This is a genomic window from Acinetobacter sp. CFCC 10889, assembly GCF_003268395.1.
Taxonomy (GTDB): Bacteria; Pseudomonadota; Gammaproteobacteria; order Pseudomonadales; family Moraxellaceae; genus Acinetobacter.
On sequence record NZ_LQXQ01000016.1, the window covers coordinates 54,426 to 74,683 of the forward strand.

Here is a 20,258-nt window from a genome sequence, read left to right on the forward strand (position 1 = left end):
ATGACTATCTATTGGCATTTACCTTTAGAAATAGAGCTGATTGTGCCATCTTGAGGTTTCAGTTTTAAGCAAATTGTGGCATTTTCAATAATGTTTGATTCACCTTTCAGCGATATAGCGCCTCCTGCATTATAAACAAAAAATTCATGACCATCTTTCGTGGTAAATGCATAACCATCGCCTGATTCACTCATTCCTAAATGTTCTTTGACAACCACAGTCATTTGACTACTTTTTTCAGCGACAATATAAAAAAGTCTACTGCCCATTTTATTTTTACCTTGGTCTTTTATGGTAAATTTACCTTTCAAGTTACCTGTTTTTTTATTCCAAGTGACATAGGGAGAGCATTTTCCGATGGTATCTTCGGCATTTGGATTATCAATTTTGTCACATTCGATAAATACCTCGAAATCTTGTTTTCCCATTGGAGCAACGTAAAAAGTTGGGCTAACACCTCGATATCCTGAAGTAATATCATCAAATTCATTTGGATTTTTAATGGTTAAATCCAATAATACGACTTTGTTTTTATTATTTTGTAAGAATTGTGCGAATTGAGGATCTTGTTTTGGAATACCTTTATAGCTATTCACTGGGTTTGCATAAAGTGTGAAAGATGAGATCAATGTGATATTGAGTAGTGTTAATTTTATAAAGCTTGAGAGTTTCATCGCGATTCCTGAAAAAAATGCTTGTAGTGTTGTGAAATAGTGTTCTATTTTAATGAATTTATTCAATATTTTGAAATGCTATCAGTTACTTTAAACGTTTTCAAGTTCGTACTTTTTTATGTGTAAAGTAGTTTTTAAACCTATTTTATGGGCGTTTATATAGGAAAATAAGTATAAATTTATCATTCCCTTTGCAAATAATCCGATAGATCATTGTTAATTTTTCGCTGAGATTGATAACATGGCGACTAAGAATATTGCTTAGTTTTGTTATGAAATCATCTGCACCTAAAATCCAGCGTCGCCCGATTAGTGGCGTTTTTTTATTGAATAAACCACTTGGCATTAGCTCAAATGCAGCTTTGCAACGTGTACGTTGGTTATTTCGTGCAGACAAAGGTGGGCATACTGGCGCATTAGACCCTTTAGCTTCGGGGTTATTGCCGATTTGTTTGGGTGAGGCGACCAAATTTTCGCATTTTTTACTCGACTCAACCAAACGTTATCAGACCACAGTTCATTTGGGACACAGCACAACAACAGGTGATGTTGAAGGTGAGGTGTTACTCGAACAAACTGTACCTGAACTGACTGAAGCGCAAATCCAAGCAGTTTTGGCACAATTTACAGGGGATATTCTGCAAGTTCCCCCAATGTATTCGGCACTTAAAAAACAAGGTCGACCTTTATATGAGTTGGCTCGTCAGGGTATTGAGATTGAGCGTGAAGCACGTCCAATTACGATTGATCAAATTGAATTATTGTCATTTACTGCAAATAGTTTGACTTTAGATGTGACCTGTTCAAAAGGAACATATATCCGTGTTTTAGGTGAAGATATTGCCAAAGCTTTGGGTACTTACGGGCATTTAACGTATTTGCATCGTATTCAAACAGGAGCATTTGAACTAAATCCTGAGTTTACCATTGAATATTTAGAAAGTTTAACTGAACAACAGCGTGAAGCATTGTTATTGCCTGTATATGCACCGATTGACCATTTTCCAAAAATTCAGGTGCCTGATGGACGTGCTGAATATTTTAGTCGAGGCATGGAGAGTAATATTGATCATGCTGCAACGGCGCAAGTGGTGGTTTTTGATGGTGAAAAATGTTTAGGTTTGGCTGAAATTACAGAGAAGAAGCGTCTTGTGCCAAAACGTGTTTTGAACTTGTAATGCATCCGATGTAAGGGAAAGTTGATGGAACTTGAACTGATACTGAGCTTGGTATTCTTTGCTTTTTGTGCAGGTGCAATTGATGCAGCAGTGGGTGGTGGTGGTTTGATTCAAATCCCTGCTTTAATGGGAGCACTGCCGCACTCACCTACTGCAACAATCTTTGGAACCAATAAATTGGCTTCGATTTGTGGTACAGCATCCGCAGCATTTTCTTATTTACGCCAAGTTAAAATTCAGTGGAAATTATTAGTAGTAATTGCTGTGACTGCTTTTGTGAGTGCTTTTGGCGGGGCTGCTTGTGTCTCGTTGATTCCACAAGAGATCTTACGTCCATTTGTACTGTTCATGTTGATCGTGATTGCAGTCTATACCTTGATGAAAAAGCAATTTGGTCAAGTCCATATACAGCAAGAAATTACACGAAAAGTGCTGATTTTGGCAGGTGTGGGGGGCTTATTGATTGGCTTTTATGACGGAATTTTTGGTCCGGGGACGGGTAGTTTTTTTATTTTCTATTTTATTCGTTATTTAAAAGTTGATTTTTTACATGCTTCGGCATTATCGAAAATTGGTAATTTTATGACCAATTTTGCAGCATTAAGTTTTTTTATTCCGACAGGGCATGTGTTGTTTCAGTTGGGCTTGATGATGGCGGTTGCCAATGTTTGCGGCTCATTGGTTGGTGTAAAAATGGCATTAAAATATGGCAGTGGTTTTATTCGAATTTTATTTTTGATTTTGGTCAGTATCTTGATTTGTCGTTTGGCGTATCAAATGTTTTGGGTTTGAGTCATTTTTTATTCCACAATATTTCAAAATAAAAAAAAGCGCTGATCATTTCAGCGCTTTTTTCTTAGTGTTCAATTGCTTGGCTTTTAGGTTTAAAAGTTACACCAATTGATGCAACCATGATGCATACCAAAGCAAGGCTTTGCCAAAGGCTAATATGTTCTTTGAGTAATACCATACCTGCGATCGCAGCTAAAGCAGGAGATAAACTCGATAAAGTTCCGTAACTAAGTTTGCTTAATGTTTTGAGTGCCATTAAGTCTAAAGCATAGGGGATTGCAGTTGCTAATAATGCAATCATCAATGCATGTCCCCAATATTGTGTTTGCATCAATGCAGTTGGATTATGTACAGCGCTGATTGGTAACATCACCAATGCAGATAATGCAATGGCAATGGTTAGTGCATGCATACCAATATTTTGGCGAACAACTCGTTGCCCAAAATAGATATAAGATGCCCAAAAAATGCCTGCACCAATTGCACATGCAGCACCTAAATATGAAAAATTATGTTGATTAGCATCTTGCCAAGGCACCATTAAGGCTATCCCGACTATAGCAAGACATACCCAGATATAATCGACTTTGCGCTGAATTGAAAGAAGTGCCAAAGTTAAGGGACCTAGAAACTCTAAACCGACAGCAATACCTTGTGGTAACTTGCCAAGTGATGCGTAAAACAACACATTCATTAAACAAACTGAGCCACTATAAAATAGTAAATCTTTCCATTTTAAATACGGCAAGCGTTTGATAATTTTCCATGAACGGAACATCACAAAAACTAAAATAGATGCAAAACACAGGCGTAGTGTGACCACTGTGAGTGGGTCTAGTACTTCAAAAAGCTGTTTGGCAAATGATGCACTGATTTGATATGCCACCATCGACATGATCATATAAAATACAGCAAGGAATTGAGAGTTTTGCATAGTGCAGATAAGTAGGAATATTGTGCAATTCTAGCATTTTATTATTTCAAAAAGGCAGGTTCTCATTCAGATATAAATGCCTTAGAATGTTTTAAATTGAAGTGTTTAAAAATTCAAACGCTAAGATTTCTTTTATGTGTATTGATCGTTTTTAGAATGATGAAAAGTGAAATATATTTAAGAGAATACAACAATGAAAAATGTAAAATTTTGATGTAATTAGTTAGGTAAGAGAAAAATGTCAGACACTAAAATAGACAAGACAGAAGCTTTAGAAGTAAAAGATACGGTTGGTTATGGGGATGATCATGCCGTAAATTATCAACATGTCTTAGCACTAGAACAACAAAACATAGCTTACACAGATCAAGAGGCACAGCAACGTGTGGATATTTTGGTCAATGCATCAAATAATAATTTTGCAGCCGCCAGTACTCGCTTAGGGCAATGGCATCTATTGGGACATTATGTATCGCAAAATATCGAGTCAGCGATTTTATTTTTCCAACATGCAGTAAAACTTGGTGATGCATTGGCAATGGTGGAATTGGCACATATTGGCTTACAATCATTAAGTCCAACTTTAACTGTAGAACAAGGTTTAGACTATTTAAAGCAAGCTGTAGACTTAAATCATCCTGAAGCAATTTATGCATCTGCATTGCATATTTTAGAAAATAATCCTGATGCAGCGTTAAATTTATTAGTTCATAATTATCAACAACATCAACATGAAGTAAGTTTAAAAACTTGTATTGAAAATCTGGCTTTTGATCAAAATATTGTCATTGAAAAATTAGAAGATTTGGCACAAAAAGATAGTTTTGCCAGTGCGTTATTGGCATTCCAATATTTTAAACAAGGCAATGACAAAAAAGCCTTTAAATATGCACAAAAAGCGCAAGAGCAAAATGATGCATATGGTTGTTATGTACGTGCTTTAGTGGAAGAAAAAGATCCTAAAGGTGACCCGAATGTTGCGTATGCATTCTTTGTTAAAGCAGCACAACTTGGACATGTGGAAGCATCGTATTGGGTTGCAATCGACAATTTACGCAAAGCTGACCTCATAGATGATGAAGTAGAAAAAGAATTGTTAAATCAACAGGCTTACCAGTTCCTACAATTTGCAGCATTACATGGGCATGCTGCGGCAAAATTTTCTTATGGACAATGTTTACGTATAGGTATTGGTACAGAGAAAAATCCTGAACAAGGGATACAGTGGTTAGATCAAGCAGCACAACAAGGCAATGCAGATGCACAGTTTGAATTGGCAATGTTACTCAATCTTGATGATCCTCGTCATTTGGCTCTGTTGACTGCATCTGCGCAAAATGGGCATGTTCAAGCAATACTATGTATGGCAATTTATGAACAACGACAACAACACTTTTCTCAAGCGATTCAATGGTTAGATGTAGCACAGCAAGCAAAGTCAGCACGTGCTTCTTATTTGTTGGCACAAATGTATCGAGCAGGGCAAGGCGTTGATGTTGATTTGAAACAAGTTGTGAACTTGTTACAACAAGCGGCTGATGGTGGGGATGTTGATGCGTATTTTGAATTGTATCAAGCATATTCACAGGGTTTGGGTATCCGTAAAAACAAGAAAAATGCTGAAAAATATTTGACTTTGGCACAGCAAAATCAGCATATCGAAGCCAGTGCTATTGCGCTATAAACGAGGAAAATCATGCAGTTCAACAACCCCATTGAATATTATCAGCACACACAAGGACGATTGTTTGTGGTGGGTGATCTGCATGGTTGCTATGACGAATTAATGCAAACGCTTGACAAACTTCGATTTAATTTTCAGCAGGATCTATTGGTTTGTGTGGGGGATTTGGTGGATCGTGGCGCTGAAAGTTTAAAATGTTTACAGTTGGTTCATGAGCCTTGGTTTAAAAGCATCATTGGTAATCATGAAGAAATGTGCTTGTATTCTGCAATTGATCCAATGATGGCACGTTTACATGCACAACATGGCGGAGAATGGTTTTATAATTTATCCGAAGCGGATAAAAATCAGGTGATTGAACTGTGCCAAGAAATGCCCATTGTTTTAGAGGTTGACTATCTAGGGCAAAAGTATGGTTTTGTGCATGGTGATATTGAACAGAATGACTGGGAAACATTTAAAGCCACGATTCATACTGAAAAATATCGTGAAATCGCACTTTGGGGGCGCTCTCGTGTAAAAGATTCTGCTAAGAAAAATTTTCAAAATATTCAAGGAATTGATACAGTTTTCTTTGGGCATACGGTGGTTGATCTTGTCACCAAACGCCATAATTGTTATTTCATTGACACTGGTGCTGTTTTTGATATGCGTTTAACAGTCTTAGAAATACATCCAGATTTACCAATAGAAAAGCAAGTGATTGTGGTTTAGATGGGTATTTCGCAGTATTTAAAATTACTTTTGTAATTCTTTCTCAAGCGCTTTTTTTGCTTGTTGTGTCGTGACAGTACAACCAATTGATGCACTGATAATGGTTGCTAGAGCAAGCCATTGCGTCCAAAGCAATTGTTCATGTAAAAATATAAAGCCTGACAATGCAGCAATGGCAGGTTCTAAGCTCATCAAAGTTCCAAAACTCAAGGCAGATAAATTTCGTAAGGCAATCATTTCCAAAGAAAAGGGTAAGGCACTGGCTAAGATTGCTAAAGCAATAAAATAAATCAGATTCGATGGTTCAAAGACGCTTAATGGCATCCCTAAAAATAAGGCGATTGGCATCAGGCATAACATCCCAACAAACATACCTAAGCACACTGTATGATTACCTGAAACACCTGAAGGTTTTTGTCCTGCAATAATATATAGCGCCCAACATGCACCTGCACCAAGCGCAAATGCAATCCCAATCGGGTCAAGATGTACAGAAGCTTGTTGAAAGGGAAAAAGTAAAATCAGCCCTAAAATTGCCAGCCCGACCCAAATAAAATCAAAGCGTTGTCGAGCATGAAATAGTGCAACACTGAGTGGACCAATAAACTCAAAGGCAACTGCGATCCCTAAAGGAATCCGTGAAATAGATAAATAGAATAAAGCATTCATCCCTGCCAAAGCGATGCCATAGCTGATAATGGCTTTCCATTTCACGTGTTTAAAATCAGCCTGCCAAATTTTAAAGATCACTGCCAAAATCAATGAGCCAAGGAGTAAACGCATTGCGGAAATGGTCAGTACAGGGAATTGATCAAACAGGATTTTGGCAAGAGCACCACTGCTTTGCATACTGATCATCGCGATGAACAGTAGAATTAAAGCATGTAAATGTGGTGAGGCTTTTAAATTTGGCATTGAGGCATGATCAACTAGTGGCTATCTAAAATAAATTTGATATCTAAAGTGCGGATAGATCATACCTTTTTAATCAGAATAATAGGTGAGAAAAGATAAAAATCACCATCATTATTTGACCTATTGTTAAAATAAAAAGCCACAGGAAAATCCCTGTGCTTTTAACATCAAACAGTCTTAGAACAATACACGTACGCGAATTGTACCTTCAACTTCATGCAATGTATCAAGTGCTTCTTTTGATGCAGTTGCATCAACATCCATCACTAAATAACCAACATCACCTTTAGTCATTAAAGATTGACCAGAGATGTTGATGCCGTGTTCAGCAAACAAGTTATTAATTTTAGAAAGAACGCCCGGTACGTTTTTATGAATGTGAAGTAAACGGTGTTTACCTTCAGTCAATGGTAACGCAATTTCAGGGAAGTTCACCGCAGATAAAGTCATACCTTTATCAGAGTAAGCAACGAATTTTTCAGCAACTTCTAAACCGATGTTAGCTTGTGCTTCCATGGTTGAACCACCTACGTGTGGTGTTAAGATCACGTTAGGAATGTTACGAAGTGCAGAAACGAATTCTTCACCGTTTGCTTTAGGTTCTTTCGGGAATACGTCAACTGCAGCACCTGCAATATGACCTGATTTTAATGCATCAGCAAGGTCTTCGATGATGACACATGTACCACGTGCAGCATTGATAAAGATTGAACCTTCTTTCATTTGAGCAAATTGTTCTTTGCCCATGAAGTTGCGTGTAGAAGGAACATCTGGTACATGGATGGATACCACATCAGCATTGGCAAGAAGCTCACCCATAGAACCAACTTGGCGTGCATTACCTAAAGGTAATTTAGTCACAGCATCATAATAAATCACATGCATACCCATGCTTTCTGCAAGTACAGAAAGTTGAGAACCAATAGAGCCGTAACCCACGATACCTAAAGTTTTGCCACGTGTTTCAAATGAACCGACCGCAGATTTATTCCAACCGCCTGCATGTGTATCTGTTGATTTTTCAGGTACACGGCGAAGAAGGAGAATCGCTTCAGCAAGTACAAGTTCTGCAACAGAACGAGTATTTGAATAAGGTGCATTAAATACTGGAATACCACGAATCATGGCAGCATTTAAGTTCACTTGGTTAGTACCAATACAGAAACAACCAACTGCAATGAGTTTTTGTGCTGCTTCAAAGACTTCTTCAGTCAATTGAGTACGGGAACGAATACCAATGAAGTGAGCATCTTTAACCGCTTCTTTCAACGCTTCACCCTCAAGCGCAGTTTTACGGTAGTCGATGTTGGTATATCCAGCAGCATTTAATGTGTCGATTGCGTTTTGGTGAACGCCTTCTAACAACAAGAAACGAATTTTATCTTTAGGCAGTGAAAGATGTTGGCTCATTACGGCTCCGCTACAAAGGCCAAATTTAGTGGCGATATAATAGCATAGGACGTAGGGTGATATACATTTCCTTTATGACGATGATTGCAGGTATTTTTGCAAAATATAGGACATAACTTGTCGTATATGGTCTATTTAAATGTGTAATTTCCATAGTGACATTATGGAAATAGTTTTTTTAAGGGTTTTATTGAAAAATGCCTTATAATAAAGCTTCGTGAAAATAGCCTGTCCTTACGGTGCTGCTTTTATATTCACATTGGTCTAAAAATTACACGATTTTAAGGGGTTATTTTTAGACACTTTCTACTTGTTTACTTCTGCTAGGTCTGCAAACGATGAACGCTCCAGTCGCTTTAACACCTGAGTTATTAACCCAATTAACCGCAATTGTGGGTGAAAACCGCATTAAAACAGATGCGGATAGCCTCGAAAATTGGGGACGTGATCACACTAAACATTTTGATCCAAATCCATCTGTCATCGTTTTTCCATCCAGCACAGAACAAGTTCAAGCGATTGTAAAACTTGCTAACCAATTTAATGTCGCAATTACGCCATCAGGTGGTCGTACAGGTTTGTCTGCGGGTGCAGTAGCAGCCAATGGTGAAATTGTCATGAGCTTTGACAAGATGAACCAAATTTTAGAATTCTTCCCTGCTGATCGTATGGTACGTGTGCAAGCGGGTGTGGTGACTGAACAACTGCAAAACTATGCTGAAGAACAAGGCATGTATTATCCAGTAGATTTTGCATCTGCGGGTTCATCACAAATCGGCGGTAATATTGGTACCAATGCAGGCGGTATCAAAGTAATTAAATACGGCATGACACGTAACTGGGTGTTGGGTTTGACCGTTGTAACAGGTAAAGGCGACATCATTCGCTTAAATAAAGGCATGATCAAAAATGCGACTGGTTATGCGATGCAGCACTTATTTATCGGTGCAGAAGGGACTTTAGGTTTAGTCACTGAAGCTGAAATTAAACTTGAACGTGCGCCACATGATCTACAAGTTTTAGTTTTAGGTGTGCCAGATTTTGATGCGATCATGCCTGTATTGCACGCATTCCAAAGTAAAATTGACCTGACAGCATTTGAATTCTTTGGTGAATTGGCAATGCAAAAAGTGTTAGATCGTGGTCATGTACAACGTCCATTTGAAACTGAGTGCCCATTCTATGTGTTGCTTGAGTTTGAAGCACCGTATGAACCGATCATGGATGCAGCGATGGAAATCTTCGAGCATTGTATGGAGCAAGGTTGGGTGCTAGATGGTGTGATGAGCCAAAGCCTAGAACAAGTTCAAAATTTATGGCGTTTACGTGAAGATATTTCTGAGTCGATTGCACCATTTATTCCATACAAAAATGATATTTCTGTGTTGATTAGCCATGTTCCTGCATTTATTAAAGAAATTGATGCGATTGTGACAGAAAATTATCCAGACTTTGAAATCTGTTGGTTCGGTCATATTGGTGACGGTAACTTGCACTTAAATATTTTAAAACCTGCTGATTTATCAAAAGATGAATTCTTTGCTAAATGTCAGGTGGTGAACAAATATGTATTTGAAACTGTGAAGAAATATGATGGTTCAATTTCTGCCGAGCATGGTGTGGGTATGACCAAAAAACCATATTTGGACTATAGCCGTACTGCCGAAGAAATCGAATATATGAAAGCTTTGAAAAAAGTTTTCGATCCAAATGGCATCATGAATCCGGGTAAATTATTTGATCTTTAATGATTTAAATGAATGACTTAAACGCGCTTTCGGGCGCGTTTTTTTATATGAAAAATTTTTAAATCATGTAATATATTGATTAATAAATGAAATAATAAATGTTTAAAATGGGGGAAACATGAGTTTAAAAAAATGTACGGATTGTGGTCAAGATTATAGCGAGCGAGCACCTGCATGTATCCATTGTGGTGCACCGAATGATGCGATACAGCCTACTGAAACAAAAAGTGAAAGTTCATCTTTTTTAGGTTGGATCGGGGCAGCAATTTGTGTTGCGATTGGTTTTTATAGTGTAAATCCAAGTGGATTTATTGATATCATTCGCATTTTTAAACCTGATGTTAATGTGGTTACTGAGTCTGATGTGCGTTCATGTACTTCAAATGGTGCACAAACACAGATGAAATCTGCTTTTAATCAAAGCCAATATGCCTTAGCAAATAATTTAAAAGTCATAACACTTGAGACGCGGCAAGTCGCAACTGAAGAGGGTAGTGAATTAAGCTGTCATTCAGAATTAATGCTCAATAATAGTGAAAAGGTGAGTTTTATTTTTAATTTTACGCAAAAAGATGATCAGTATTTAATTATGGGCAGACCCTTATAAATAAATAGTTCATTTTTCAAATGATATTGTTCTGTTAATTTAGTCGTTTAGGTTTTATTGTTTCATTGAAGTGATTGAAATAATGAAGTGATCATGTTCGTTACACTGCTTAAATAGTATCAGTATTTGAAAACAGGCATGATAGCGTCATTCACAAAAAAATTTGGTTGGATATTATGATTCGTTTATTTTCTATTTCTATGCTGTGCATCGCAGCATTTACAGGTTGTGCCACGACTGAGAAGTTAAGCAGTAAAGTTGGCTTTGGTGGTTCAGAAACACCGATGCAACAAGTCATCAAAGCACAACCATCTATTTTAAAAAATCAAAATAGTATGTCAGTACGTCAAGTATTTAACAGTGTGGAAAATCCAACAGCAGCACAGATTGCGGTAATTGATTCAAATTTATTAGATGACTCGGTGAGTGCAATTCGTACGGATTATATTTTTAAACGTATCGATAATGCTTGGAAATTACAAGAAACCAAAAAGAGCTATCAGTGCCAACGAGGGAATAATAAAAATTTCCAAACACAGTTATGTTCTTAATTCAGCACTAATAAAATGCCTACGAGGCGTTGAGCTCTCGTAGGTCAATATTATTTTTTATTTGAAATCTAATACATACGATGGAATAAACGAATTTCATCTGCTTTAGGTAACACATCGCCATAACCAAGCTCTTTATACAGTTTCGTGGCTTTTTTACGCCAAATTTCAGCTTGTTTGGCATCGGCTTTAAAGCCTTTTGCGCCATTTTCATATAAATTGACCAATAAAATCCCTGCTGTTGGATTACCTTGTTCAAGTGATTTTTTATACAGTTCTACGGCTTTGGCAGGATCAGCTTTGACCAAATGTCCATGTTCATAATAACGTGCCAAATCTAACAATGCCCGATCATGTCCAAGTGCAATGGCTTGATTTAAATATTCTATGGATTTTTCAGGATTGTAAATATCCCATTCTTTTTGTGCATAAAGTTCTGAGAGTGTATAGAAAGCATCTTTTTCTTTTTTGGCAGCTTTATGTTCTGCCATAAATAGCTCAGCTTCGTAGGTCAATTCGTCAAACTTTTTATTGCTTTTTAACAGTCTTAACACGGCTTGTTGTGCTGCGGGATTATCTTCATTTGCAGACATTTTATAATATTGCATCGCATCTTCGATGGGATGATTTAGAAATTTTTGATTTTCAATCATTTGCCCCATCATGTAGGCAATAAAGCCTGTGGGATCAATTTGCATAGAATATAAATAATGGGCTTTTTTCCAATATTTTAAAGCCGTTTCTTGGTTTTCAGGTCGTCCAACGCCGTAAGCATAGGCATAAGCAACGTATGCCCAATATGCGCCAATGCTATCTGCATTACTTGGATGATCAGCAAAAATAGAGAGCAGATCAATGGCTTCTTTTTGCATTTCGGTAGAGCCAATCTGATGCATTAAACGAATACCAAGAAGTTCCATTGCATCAAAGCTGTTTAAATCCATTGCTTCAATGATTAAATCATTGGCTTTGCTTTGGTCTTTTTTCACCTCTTCGCCTAAATCATATTTTTGTGCTTCGAGCAGTTTTTTGTAGATATTAATATCATTTTCATCGGGTTCACGAATGTTTGCCATGTTACGAAATTTTTGTTTTTCTTCTTCGCTCATATTTGAACTTGCTTCGATTTGCGCTAAGTTGGCTTTGATTTGTTCGGCAAATAAGCGGTTTAATGATTGGTCATTTTCAGGGTCAATCAGGTAATTTTCCCATAGGGTTTGGTTAAATGAATCCATGCCATTTTGTTGATGAAATTCGGCAAAGATTGGCGTGTGTTGGATTGGGGAGGGTGTATTATATTTTATAGTGCGTTGCATATTTGGAGTTGTACTTGCAAACACATTTTGGCATGTTGTGAAAGGCATTAAAATCGCAGTGCAAAAGCTTAGGGTCAGAAGTGATTTTCTCATTTTTAGTTAAAATATATGCTTGAATTTCGTTAAGTATTTATAGCAAAAATGGTTTATCCATTGTGTTAAGTTGAGTAAGTTTAAATGATTGGAAAGTTTAAGTTTTCCTTTTGAAATGTGGAAAAGTGTCCTCATTAACATCTATCTGACTTGATACTTTTATTTGGGGAATAACAATAAATGAATATTTTGATTGTAGGTAACGGTTTTGATCTTTCGCACTATTTGCCGACAAAGTATGACCATTTTATGGTGGCAATGGATGCCATTGAAAATTGGGATAGCTCTAAAGGTGATATGGGGTTTGATGATTTGTTTGGTTTGTTGTATGAGAAAGAGGATTATTTCTTTGGTTATACAAAAGCAATGTATCACACTGATGAAATAAAAATTTCGGTTGATCAAGTTAAGGAACTAAAAGAACAGTTAGAAGAGAATGTTTGGTATCAGTATTTCTCAGATCATGTGCGAGAAGTGAAAACATGGATTGATTTTGAACAAAAAATTGAAAGTGCATTAGCTTTAGCTTTTAAATTTATTAAGAAAATTCATTTAAAATTTGAGAAATATGGAAAAATAGATACAACGATCCGGAATTTAACCAAAACAAACTCAGATAAAGATGATGAGAAGATTTATATTGCTGAATTAGATATGAATCTACTTAATAAATTAGAATTATTTACAGTCAATAGAGCTTATGGTGCAGTTATAGAATCTGGTTTTGGTAGTCTACCTGATACAAGAAAGGGTTTTATAAACGATAATTGGCTTCATGTTAAAGAGAAGTCGGAATATGGTTTTTCAACTGAAAAATATATATCTTTTCTTAACAATCAATTAGAAAATTTTATTGAGGTGTTTAATCTATATCTTGAATTGGTAGTCAGAAAATTATTACCAATAGGTACTTTTTGTATTGATAGTAAAGATTGGACTGAACCTGAAAAAATATTTTCTTTTAATTATACAAATACATATCAACGAATTCATGATTCAGTAAAAGTTGACTACTTACATGGAAGCCATGGTGAACATCAAAATATAGTTTTAGGTGTTTCTGACTTAGAAGATGAATCATTAAAGAAAATTAAAGCTTATGGCTTTACGAAGTATCATCAAAAACTGTTTAAAGATACGGATTATCTTTTCCTTGATCAATATAAGGCAAAAATTCTAGATAAGAATAAGAAAGAAATATATTTAAAAGAACAACTTAAAAGTGAAATCAGGTCTAGTCAGCGTAATGATTTAGGTGAAAAAATTAAGGCAAATACAAGAGAGCAAAAACTTGATTTAAAGATAGTTGTTTGGGGACATTCTTTAGATGTTTCTGATAAAGATTATATTATTGATTTATTTAGCTTAAATGATGATATGGATCGAAATGTAAGAGTAATAGTCTACCATTTTAATAAGGCAGCAAAATTTGATTTATTAAACAATCTACTCGCAATTTTGGGTAAAGACAAAGTTGAACATTGGATGAAAAACAAGTGGCTTCAATTTAAAGAAAATCCAAAAATTGTCCCAAAAAGTGCTATAACTTTAGACGATTTACCTCAAACGTGAAAACAATGAACATTCAACAAGAAATCCAAAACCTATTCCAAAACCGAGATGAACATCCACTGTTTTATATCGAAAGTGGCAGCCGTTTATGGGGCATGGCAAGCCCTGACAGCGATTATGATGTACGTGGTTTTCACCTACCATCCAAAGCACAATATTACGATTACCGTAAACACCGTGACCTGATCGAAATCATGGATGGTGATTTTGATTTTGTATCGTTTGATCTCAACAAAATGTTTGGGTTACTCGCCAAAAGTAATCCAACGGTTTTGGAATGGGTACGCGCGCATATCGTCTATTTTAACCAATTTCCTGAATGGGAAAAATTTCGTGATGGTTTACTTCAGCGCATAGATTATAAAGCTTTGTATTACCATTATTTATCGCTTGCCAAAGGCGGGATGAATGTGATGCAAACAGCTGATAATTTTACCTATAAAAAAGTGTTTTATTCGATTCGTGGGCTAATGTCGGCTGAATTGGCAACGCAGGAAATCATGCCTGAATTACTGATTACCACGTTATTTGAGCAGATTGATGCAAATGATCCACTGCGTCATTGGGCAGAAGATTATTTGGAAATAAAAAAACAGCAAAAAGAAAAGGCGCAAGTCCCTGAAACAGAACAACTGCAAATTTTAAAATTGTTGAATGATAAAATTGAAGCTTTGAATTTACGAACGATTGAATCGACCAACGATGTGGAAAAATTACAGCAATATTTAACTGAATATAGCTTGAGTTTAAAACAGCATTTTTATGGTTAATGGTAAAAAATGGAAGCTAACACGATGAAAACCCTTGCCTTTATCCATCGCAATGACACGATATTTTCAGTGGGAGATTTTCATCCTGTCAAAACCATATTTTCCCATCATGAATTGGGCAATACCGTTTCGCCATTTTTATTGCTTGATCATTTAGGACCGGGCATTTTAAAACCGACCAATTTGAGTAAAGGGGTGAGTGAGCATCCACATCGTGGTTTTGAAACCGTGACGATGATGTTTAAGGGGGAACTTGAGCATCGTGATTCATCCGGTGGTGGTGGCATCATTGCTGAGGGCGATGTGCAATGGATGACCGCAGCATCAGGTGTGATTCATAAAGAAGTTTTTAGTGAAGCATTTTCCAAACAAGGCGGTGCATTTGAAATTGTACAGCTTTGGGTCAATTTACCTGCCAAAGATAAATTAAATCCTGCACGTTATCAAAGTCTTAAAAAAGAAAATATTCCCGTGATTCATCTTGAGAATGATGCAGGAATGGTACGAGTGATTGCAGGTGAATATACAGATCAACAGGGCATTGCCAAAACCCATACGCCAATCATGGTTTTAGATATTGCTCTTAAAGCAGGGCAAACCGCGATTTTTCCTGCCAATCGTGGAGACAGTACCTTGATTTATCTGCATACAGGTAAATTAAAATTTAACCCTGAAACAGAAATGTTGGACGATGAAGTATTGGAAGATCAGGCACTTGCAGTCATGTCGAGTCATGGTGAAAATGTGCAAGTGACTGCATTAAAAGACAGCAAATTTTTATTGCTTTCCGCAGCACCTTTAAATGAACCGATCAATGCCAAAGGCTTTTTTGTCATGAATACGTATAGCGAAATTTTACAGGCGTATGAGGATTTAAAGGCAGGAAAATTTATCCAAACGGTACAAGCGGAATAAGTCATTGTCCAAAAACGCAGGTATAAAAATTGCAAATTTTTACTCGTCACTAAAATGAAATTTTGTTAAGCTATCATTATGCAGTCAAGATATTCGCTTTATTGCATGTATTTTCTATATTAAAAAATCTTTTAGACACCCTGTGAATACGGTGTTTTTCATTGTGATTTCTCACGAAATTTCCAATTTAACTTATTGATCTCTCGATATTTTTTTATCGGGCTTGACTGTATTTGTCTCGCCTTGGTGAAACGTATCTCACTGTATAAAAATGATTTACAGGCGTCATCATGCAAAATACTCAAACAACGACATTGAGCCGTGCCACGTTTATGTTTCCATTGGCATTGGTTCTGTTTGAATTTTCGGTTTATATCGGAAATGATTTAGTACAACCTGCGATGCTTGCCATTACCAAAGAGTTTGGGGTGAGCAGTGCGTGGGCACCTTCTTCCATGTCTTTCTATTTGTTGGGTGGGGCATGTGTGGCATGGCTATTGGGTCCATTGTCAGATCGTTTAGGGCGCAAAAAAGTCCTGTTGGCAGGGGTGATTTTCTTTGTGGTGACCTGCTTATTGATTTTGTTGACCCACAATATCGAAAGCTTTTTGGCACTGCGGTTTTTACAAGGTTTTGGACTTTCTGTGATTGCAGCGGTGGGTTATGCAGCGATTCAGGAAACTTTTGAAGAACGAGATGCGATTAAAGTCATGGCACTGATGGCGAACATCTCCTTACTTGCACCGTTGATTGGTCCTGTGGTTGGTGCATTTTTGATTGATCATGTCTCTTGGCATTGGGGCTTTATTGGCATTGCATTTTTGGCATTTCTCAGTTGGTTTGGTTTGAAAGCCAAAATGCCTGAGCCAAAGGGCAGTATTCCCAAACAGCCTTTGAGTTATATTTGGGACGATTATAAAAAAGTCCTGAAAAATAAAACCTTTATGGGAATGACTTTAGGTTTGCCGATGGTTGCAATGCCATTGATGCTATGGATTGCACTTTCTCCTGTGATGTTGGTGGAAGAATTGGGTTTGAGCAGTCTGCAATATGGCTTGGCACAATTTCCTGTCTTGGGTGGTTTGATTCTTGGCAATATTGTCTTGATCAAAATTGTAGATCGCTTAGCTTTGGGTAAAACGGTTTTGATCGGCTTACCTTTGATGTTGCTTGGCACAGCCATTGTGATCTTGGGTGTGATTTGGCGGGAATATTTTCTTTACTGTGTCATTCTTGGCATGACTTTGGTCAGCTTTGGTGAGGGCATTAGCTTTTCGGTATTGTACCGTTTCGCGTTGATGGCATCGGATGTGTCTAAAGGCACGGTGGCGGCAGCAGTTTCAGTGTTGATGATGTTTATCTTTTTCTTTGTCATCGAATTAATTCGGATGTTATACGCGCAATTTCATCTGTGGGCGTATGCGTTATCGTGCTTTGCCTTGATTGCGTTGTGGTTCACTGTACCACGTGGATTGTTGAAAGGAATTATGCAACAACGTCAGGCGAATGGTGAGTTTTAACTTACTGTTTTTTCTTTTTGGAAAGAGGGTGAGGGCTTTTAAATAAAGAACCTCCCCCTTTTGGAAATGAAGTTTCTCATCCTGAGAGGAGGGTTTTAAGCGCGTTGTGATTACTGCACTAATTTTTTAAGTTTATGATCAAATACAAAAGGACCAAAAGGTAAAATTGAAGCAATCAGTCCTAAAATAAACATTTTAATCGACCATTTTTGCTTTTCGCAGACCACAAATAAAACCACTAAAAATAAAATGAACAGTACACCATGTCCCATACCTACATATTTAACTAAAATCGGATTATCAAACATATATTTCATTGGCATCGCAATGAATAATAACAATAAAAATGAAATACCTTCGAGGAGTCCAACAAGTCGTAACGTTTTAATGTTCATGGTCACTGCATAAAATGAGAATGAAGAATCAGTGTAATGGATAAAACCTTGAAAGCAAATTAAATTTAGATGAAATATGATTTTAAATAATTGAATTTATTAAAAATAAAACCAAGTTGTAAGCTTGGTTTTGCCTGAAAAAGACTTAACTTATTCAGAATAAAGAGGATATGCTGATTTTAGAATTTCCGCAGATCATTTAATTTCAAGTTTTAATAAGGTGGTTTTCAGTTTTAACAATTCAGGTAAAGTTTCCAACAATAAACTGATTTGTTTCAGTGCCAATAATAGATCATCGGATAAATTTTCTTGTTCATGGAATTGCTGAATTTCATGTAATTTGCTTTGCATCACACGCTCATCCACAGGCAGTTGTTGGATCAAAGCCTGATGCAAAGTATCCTTGCACCACAACATCAATTCCAATACCTGTGTATCATTGACCTGTGTACGATGTGTTCCCAATGCAGAAACATAGCTGAGTTGGCTATGACTATAAACCAAATAACGAAATGCAGTATGGATCAAGTCCTGATTGGGATTGGGTTCAGTACTTAAACTCGAAATCATACTTGACAGCTCAATCTGTGCATTATGCGCAAAACGCCGAGCTTGACGATATTCCACACTGTTATTTTTACCCTGTTGATACTGTGCCACAATGGCATCGAAATAGTCCAAAGTTGCCTTGCTGCTTTTGCGGATGTTGTTGGAAATATTACGGAAATTCCAATCAGGCCAAATAAAACTTACCGCAAACCAAGCAATTAAACAGCCCAAAATCGTGTCGATAATACGTGGTAAAATAATTGCATAACCTGCACCCTTGAGATTAAAAATCAGCAAGACCATTAAAGTCGCCATCAGGGTTGCCATGGCATATTTTTTAGAACGTAAATAAAAGAAATACACCCCAAAAATGATGGTGAGAAACAGTTGACCTTCGACACTTGGCACAAAATGTAAAATAGGGATGCCCAAAACCACCCCTAAAACAGTGCCTAAAGTACGCAGTTGCAAACGACTTTTGGTGGCAAAGTAACTGATTTGACAGACAAATAAACTTGTCAACAAAATCCAATAACCATTTTTGGCAAAGGGCAACAGTGAAATGCTATAGCCCACCGCAAAGACAAAGGCGATCCGTACTGCATGCCGAAACAGGGCAGAATTTGGGGTGAAATGTGGTTGAATTTTCAACCATAAATCATGTGCACCATGAATATCATCATCCAATAAATTTAAATTATCCTGATGCTCACTATAACTTTGTTGATAATTCCCTTGTTCAATACTCAGATTATGAAATTGATCTTGAACATTCTTTAAATTTCGCAGGATAAGTAATAGATTTTTAACTTCAAAATTACGTGGATTTTCAACAATCCATTCATGCATAGATTGCTGCAAGTTTTGTAAAATAAGGTCATTTTTAGCATCAATTTGAAAATGGTCTTGTTGAACAATCGCATGTGCCAAGCGCTGACAATTTTCTGCATGCATCACAATATTTTTTTGAATTCGATAAATAAGATCAGTACGACTGAAATTTTGTTGAATATGCTCATAATGCAGATAATTGGATGTTGTTTGCTCGTGAATGTCTTGCGCTAAAAAATACAGATTCAGCCAATAAATGGTATTTTTATTGGCACGAGAAGCTTTTAAACGTGTCAACAACGAAGCTTTGGTAAAATTCAGTTGTTGTACGACTACACTGTTTTGTAAGGATAAATCATATAAAAGCTGTTCGACATTGTCCTGATGATCAGGATCAAATAATTTGGATTTTGCTAAAAGTAAATTTGCAAGCGATTGAAAATTATTGGATAAATTATCCTGCAAAGCCTGTGTCGGTTTCAGTAAATAAAAAATAATCGAAGTGATGCCATACCATGCTACACCAAGCACAAAATAACTCGGTTGGTCATACCATTGATCATATTCTCCTAAGCCAAACATGGTATAAATCGACAACAACACTGTACCAAATGAAATTGTAGCGTAGCGTTGCCCCAATGCGCCCATAAGGATAAATAGCCCGCTGGACAACGATAAATAAATTAAAAACAGCAGTTTATAAGGATGTAAAAAATCTAAAATACTGCTGACACTGAAAAATAAAATCGCAACATAAAGTAAATTTCTCAGGCGAATACTGAGCCGATTATCAAAATCAGTCAATGCTGTTGCAATTGCACCCAAAGTTACAGGAACAATTAAATATTTTAAATCCAAGAAGTATAAGCCGAGCGTTGTTCCACTCAACACAATCAACATCTGTAGGCAATAAATCAGAATCGAATTTGATTTAAAGACACGGAGATGGACTGAAAATTGATTCACGGCAATAGACTGACAATAGCTGTAAGAAAGTTTAGATTAGCCTGATATTATTTTAATTTATTGTCAATTTCCAACAACGATTCACTACAAAAAAGTGTGAAGATTCAGGGTAATTTTATCCGTT

At 36.7% G+C, this 20,258-nt stretch carries 18 protein-coding genes; 11 read left to right on the plus strand and 7 right to left on the minus strand.

All coding sequences use genetic code 11. From position 1 onward, the window contains the following. Positions 1–8: 8 nt before the first annotated feature. Entirely contained in the window at positions 9–674 is a 666-nt protein-coding gene (locus AVJ19_RS07935; protein ID WP_213067212.1) for a hypothetical protein, read from the minus strand. A gap of 272 nt (positions 675–946) precedes the next feature. On the opposite strand from AVJ19_RS07935, the gene truB reads away from it, so the two are divergent. Both truB and AVJ19_RS07945 read left to right on the plus strand, forming a co-directional pair. Then, positions 947–1,852, plus strand: coding sequence for a tRNA pseudouridine(55) synthase TruB (truB, locus tag AVJ19_RS07940; RefSeq protein WP_111859216.1), 906 nt, complete (start codon positions 947–949; stop codon positions 1,850–1,852). A gap of 24 nt (positions 1,853–1,876) precedes the next feature. Further along, entirely contained in the window at positions 1,877–2,644 is a 768-nt protein-coding gene (locus tag AVJ19_RS07945; RefSeq protein WP_111859217.1) for a sulfite exporter TauE/SafE family protein, read from the plus strand. A 64-nt stretch (positions 2,645–2,708) separates the two neighbouring features. On the opposite strand, the gene AVJ19_RS07950 is transcribed toward AVJ19_RS07945, so the two are convergent. Next, a complete protein-coding gene (locus tag AVJ19_RS07950; protein WP_111859218.1) occupies positions 2,709–3,578 on the minus strand; it encodes an EamA family transporter in 870 nt (289 codons plus the stop codon). A 238-nt stretch (positions 3,579–3,816) separates the two neighbouring features. Between AVJ19_RS07950 and AVJ19_RS07955 the strand changes: the two genes are divergently transcribed. Both AVJ19_RS07955 and AVJ19_RS07960 read left to right on the plus strand, forming a co-directional pair. Next, positions 3,817–5,262, plus strand: a complete 1,446-nt coding sequence (locus AVJ19_RS07955; RefSeq protein WP_111859219.1) for a tetratricopeptide repeat protein — start codon at positions 3,817–3,819, stop codon at positions 5,260–5,262. Between the two features lie 12 nt (positions 5,263–5,274). Further along, positions 5,275–5,976, plus strand: a complete 702-nt coding sequence (locus tag AVJ19_RS07960) for a metallophosphoesterase (protein ID WP_111859220.1) — start codon at positions 5,275–5,277, stop codon at positions 5,974–5,976. A 24-nt stretch (positions 5,977–6,000) separates the two neighbouring features. Here the strand turns inward: AVJ19_RS07960 and AVJ19_RS07965 are convergent, their stop codons facing one another. After that, positions 6,001–6,891, minus strand: coding sequence for an EamA family transporter (locus AVJ19_RS07965; RefSeq protein WP_111859221.1), 891 nt, complete (start codon positions 6,889–6,891; stop codon positions 6,001–6,003). Between the two features lie 177 nt (positions 6,892–7,068). Next, complete coding sequence (gene serA / locus AVJ19_RS07970; protein ID WP_111859222.1) at positions 7,069–8,301, minus strand: phosphoglycerate dehydrogenase; 1,233 nt, start codon at positions 8,299–8,301, stop codon at positions 7,069–7,071. A 338-nt stretch (positions 8,302–8,639) separates the two neighbouring features. Between serA and AVJ19_RS07975 the strand changes: the two genes are divergently transcribed. From AVJ19_RS07975 to AVJ19_RS07985, 3 genes are all read left to right on the plus strand, one after another. Further along, positions 8,640–10,049 carry an FAD-binding oxidoreductase gene (locus tag AVJ19_RS07975; RefSeq protein WP_111859223.1) on the plus strand — a complete coding sequence of 470 codons (1,410 nt, stop codon included), beginning with the start codon at positions 8,640–8,642 and terminating at the stop codon, positions 10,047–10,049. Between the two features lie 118 nt (positions 10,050–10,167). Further along, positions 10,168–10,656, plus strand: coding sequence for a hypothetical protein (locus AVJ19_RS07980; protein WP_111859224.1), 489 nt, complete (start codon positions 10,168–10,170; stop codon positions 10,654–10,656). 176 nt (positions 10,657–10,832) lie between these two features. After that, positions 10,833–11,207 (plus strand): hypothetical protein, encoded by a 375-nt coding sequence (locus tag AVJ19_RS07985; RefSeq protein ID WP_111859225.1) that lies wholly within the window; start codon positions 10,833–10,835, stop codon positions 11,205–11,207. A 68-nt stretch (positions 11,208–11,275) separates the two neighbouring features. On the opposite strand, the gene AVJ19_RS07990 is transcribed toward AVJ19_RS07985, so the two are convergent. After that, positions 11,276–12,571, minus strand: a complete 1,296-nt coding sequence (locus tag AVJ19_RS07990) for a tetratricopeptide repeat protein (protein WP_162626566.1) — start codon at positions 12,569–12,571, stop codon at positions 11,276–11,278. Positions 12,572–12,796: 225 nt separating this feature from the next. On the opposite strand from AVJ19_RS07990, the gene AVJ19_RS07995 reads away from it, so the two are divergent. The 4 genes from AVJ19_RS07995 to AVJ19_RS08010 all read left to right on the plus strand — a co-directional run bounded on the left by AVJ19_RS07995 (position 12,797) and on the right by AVJ19_RS08010 (position 17,393). After that, entirely contained in the window at positions 12,797–14,188 is a 1,392-nt protein-coding gene (locus tag AVJ19_RS07995) for an AbiH family protein (RefSeq protein ID WP_111859227.1), read from the plus strand. A gap of 5 nt (positions 14,189–14,193) precedes the next feature. After that, positions 14,194–14,958, plus strand: coding sequence for a DNA polymerase beta superfamily protein (locus AVJ19_RS08000; protein WP_111859228.1), 765 nt, complete (start codon positions 14,194–14,196; stop codon positions 14,956–14,958). A gap of 24 nt (positions 14,959–14,982) precedes the next feature. Then, positions 14,983–15,873, plus strand: a complete 891-nt coding sequence (locus tag AVJ19_RS08005; protein ID WP_111859247.1) for a pirin family protein — start codon at positions 14,983–14,985, stop codon at positions 15,871–15,873. Positions 15,874–16,163: 290 nt separating this feature from the next. Then, positions 16,164–17,393 carry an MFS transporter gene (locus AVJ19_RS08010; protein ID WP_111859229.1) on the plus strand — a complete coding sequence of 410 codons (1,230 nt, stop codon included), beginning with the start codon at positions 16,164–16,166 and terminating at the stop codon, positions 17,391–17,393. A gap of 110 nt (positions 17,394–17,503) precedes the next feature. Here AVJ19_RS08010 and AVJ19_RS08015 read toward each other — a convergent pair whose 3' ends face one another. Both AVJ19_RS08015 and yccS read right to left on the minus strand, forming a co-directional pair. Continuing rightward, the gene (locus tag AVJ19_RS08015; protein ID WP_111859230.1) at positions 17,504–17,788 is read right to left on the minus strand and encodes a DUF3817 domain-containing protein; all 285 of its coding nucleotides are present in this window, start codon (positions 17,786–17,788) and stop codon (positions 17,504–17,506) included. A 195-nt stretch (positions 17,789–17,983) separates the two neighbouring features. After that, complete coding sequence (gene yccS, locus AVJ19_RS08020; RefSeq protein WP_228203318.1) at positions 17,984–20,134, minus strand: YccS family putative transporter; 2,151 nt, start codon at positions 20,132–20,134, stop codon at positions 17,984–17,986. Positions 20,135–20,258 lie beyond the last annotated feature (124 nt).